4 protein-coding genes are annotated in these 2,998 nt (G+C 37.2%); 3 read left to right on the top strand and 1 reads right to left on the bottom strand.

Annotated features, from left to right (window positions below; all coding sequences use genetic code 11):
- From EDC44_RS12835 to EDC44_RS12825, 3 genes are all read left to right on the top strand, one after another.
- The coding region (locus tag EDC44_RS12835) for a lysozyme family protein (RefSeq protein WP_481219197.1) at positions 1 to 1,236 on the top strand (1,236 nt) is incomplete at its 5' end.
- Positions 1,229 to 1,753: a hypothetical protein gene (locus tag EDC44_RS12830; protein WP_131979789.1), complete on the top strand. Its 525-nt coding sequence runs from the start codon at positions 1,229 to 1,231 to the stop codon at positions 1,751 to 1,753. The genes EDC44_RS12835 and EDC44_RS12830, both read left to right, overlap by 8 nt.
- A gap of 162 nt (positions 1,754 to 1,915) precedes the next feature.
- Complete coding sequence (locus EDC44_RS12825; protein ID WP_131979786.1) at positions 1,916 to 2,482, top strand: type IV secretion protein Rhs; 567 nt, start codon at positions 1,916 to 1,918, stop codon at positions 2,480 to 2,482.
- A gap of 72 nt (positions 2,483 to 2,554) precedes the next feature.
- Here the strand turns inward: EDC44_RS12825 and EDC44_RS12820 are convergent.
- The coding region (locus EDC44_RS12820; protein ID WP_131979782.1) for an integrase core domain-containing protein at positions 2,555 to 2,998 on the bottom strand (444 nt) is incomplete at its 5' end.

The following is a 2,998-nucleotide window of genomic DNA, read 5'->3' as shown; positions in this document are numbered from 1 at the left end:
AATCTGAAAGATAAAAATGCCAAACAAAGGACTTACTACAATATCCAACCGTACTTACACGGCACGACAAGCGGTGTAGGGATTTATGTCGATGACAGCCATGTAACGCACGGGATACTGTTTAAGGGAGTGGATGTGTTTGACCAACAAACGGACGGCATAAGTATTTTCAAAAACGGCATTCATCAGAATATCGACCCGAACAGTACGCTAGAGCAAACGGAAAAAGAAAAGCTCAGTCCGTTATTTGAAGAGGTGTTGAAGGAGTTGAAATTAGATAAAGACGGAGAGACGGGCAAATTTGAAGCGGGAAAACTGGATAGGCTGTCGCTAGACCTAATACAGCAACGAAGATTAACCGGCATAGTGGTGAAACATCAAAATGAATGGAAAAAAGGACGTAGTGAAGATTTTCGGGCGGTATGTGAAATGTTTGAAAAATACGGACAACAGGCGGAATCGGACTGGATTAAACAACGCGCAAGTAATTTGGAAATAGCCTTGGAAGTCGGGCAGTTTAGTACGAGTAAAGAGGCGTATTATTTTCATCCGTTGGGATTGGTGGGGTGGTTGGCTGGTAGCTGTCCTGAGAATTGCAAAACAGAGGTCATTAAATTCAAGTTAGATAATGGTGATTATTATATTGTTTCAAAAGATACTCTTGAGTTTATATTGCAAACGGAAGGATATGAAAAATATCCTTATGTTCCGGGTGCTGACAGTGGTATTACTATCGGTTATGGCTACGATCTAGGACAGCAAAATCGCTCACAAATAGCCGAAGATTTATCTGGTCTTTATTCAACTGATGAAATTAAGCTATTACAAAGTGTTTCTGGTTTGAAAGCACAAAAAGCAAAATCTGCTTTACCTATAGTTTCAAAAATAGCGACATCAAAAGAGACAGCAATAAAGTTGAGTGCTATCTCTAAAGCTAGATATGCTCAATCTACATTTGATATATGGCCGGAAGTCATAAAATTGCACCCTCATTGTCAAGGAGCATTACTATCCATTGTGTATAATCGTGGAAATGGGTTAAAAGGAGAGAGAAGAATAGAGATGCGGAATATACAAAATCATTTAAAAAGTGAGAATTATGAACAAATTCCAGAAGAAATTGTGGGAATGAAAAGACTCTGGCTCAATAATCCAGATACTCGGGGATTATTAATAAGAAGAGATAAAGAGGCTATGTTTTTTAAACAAGGATTAGAGTGTAATTGTTATGAATAAAATTATAGTGGTATTATCAGGTTTTTTTATCTGCAATTCAGTAAATGCTGAAAAGATTTGCAACCCAGAAAGCATTCAAACAAATGAAATTGAAAATTGCATTGTAATAACTAATGAAAAAATAGAAAATGAAATAAGAAAGTTAATTTCAGACAGGATTTATGTATTAAATAATTCAGAAATTTGTCAAGATCGTTTTAGTGAAGTTTATCCGGGAAAGGAAGCTAATATTGAGAAATTACTATGCATTCAAGAACTGCTTACGAAAGAAAAAAATGAGCTTCAAATTAAATTTGGTAAAGAAACTAGAGAAGGAATGATAGTTTCTGAAAAAGTTTTTTTATATGAAATACCAAACCAAATAACTAAGATATATTTGGTTAGAGGAAATAAAGTAACCATTTTGAAAGAGAAACTCGATGAGTTCAACCAAAAATGGTACTTCATCAACTATAAAGGCAAAAAAAACATTAATATGTGGATAAAGGCAGAAGATGTTGACTTAAAGGAAAAATAATCGTTAATCAAAATTCCATGAAAAATGACCGCACTTTTGAGATAAATTCAAATACACTCAAAGTGCGGTTAATTTTTTAGAAATTTTATATAACAAGCGATTGGATTTGTGCAAAAATTTGCAAAATTTAAGATAAAAGTGAGCGTCTGTTAAGTGGAAATCATGTTACCCTTGTCGGAAGTAGAGAAGCTTACGGTGAGTGAAAATCCGAAAGATAAAAATGCCAAACAAAGGACTTACTACAATATCCAACCGTATTTGCACGGCACGAAAACCGGTGTAGGGATTTATGTCGATGACAGCCATGTAACGCACGGGATACTGTTTAAGGGAGTGGATGTGTTTGACCAACAAACGGACGGCATAAGTATTTTCAAAAACGGCATTCATCAGAATATCGACCCGAACAGTACGCTAGAGCAAACGGAAAAAGAAAAGCTCAGTCCGTTATTTGAAGAGGTGCTGAAGGAGTTGAAATTAGATAAAGACGGAGAGACGGGCAAATTTGAAGCAGGGAAACCGGATAGGTTGTCGCTAGACCAGATACAGCAAAGAAGATTAACCGGCGTAGTGGTAAAACATCGAAATGAATGGAAGAAAGGGCGTCGTGAAGATTTTCGGGCGGTATGTGAGGTGTTTGAAAAATACGGACAACAGGCGGAATCGGACTGGCTTAAACAACGTGCAAATAATTTGGAGATAGCGTTGGAGGTCGGGCAGTACGAGTAAAGAGGCGTATTATTTGTATAAGATCAAACCTAATCTGACAGTCCCCCATTTAGAAGTTAAGTGTCTGTCAGATTAATTTGAGCCTAAATTCTTTTCTGCCCAAATTCGTTTTCCATCAAGTAATGTATCCATCGGCGTTCTTCCGCAACACATTTTACCTTGATGAGTTCGATGAAGATTATAATACACCAACCATTCATCTAAATCTGCTTGAAGTTGCGTTAAATCCGTATAAATATGCTTTCTAAATGCAACTTGATAAAATTCCTGCAGAATCGTTTTATGAAAACGCTCGCAGATACCGTTCGTCTGTGGGTGTTTGACCTTCGTTTTGGTGTGTTCAATATCGTTAATCGCAAGGTAAAGTTCGTAGTCGTGATTTTCCACTTTACCGCAGTACTCACTGCCTCTGTCCGTTAAGATACGCAACATTGGTAAGCCTTGTGCTTCAAAGAACGGCAAGACTTTATCGTTGAGCATATCCGCGCTCGCAATCGCCGTTTTCATGGTATAGAG

Source organism: Cricetibacter osteomyelitidis, from assembly GCF_004340985.1.
Lineage (GTDB): Bacteria > Pseudomonadota > Gammaproteobacteria > Enterobacterales > Pasteurellaceae > Cricetibacter > Cricetibacter osteomyelitidis.
The sequence above is the reverse complement of the archived record's forward strand: the minus strand, read 5'-3'. Positions and strand labels throughout refer to the sequence as shown.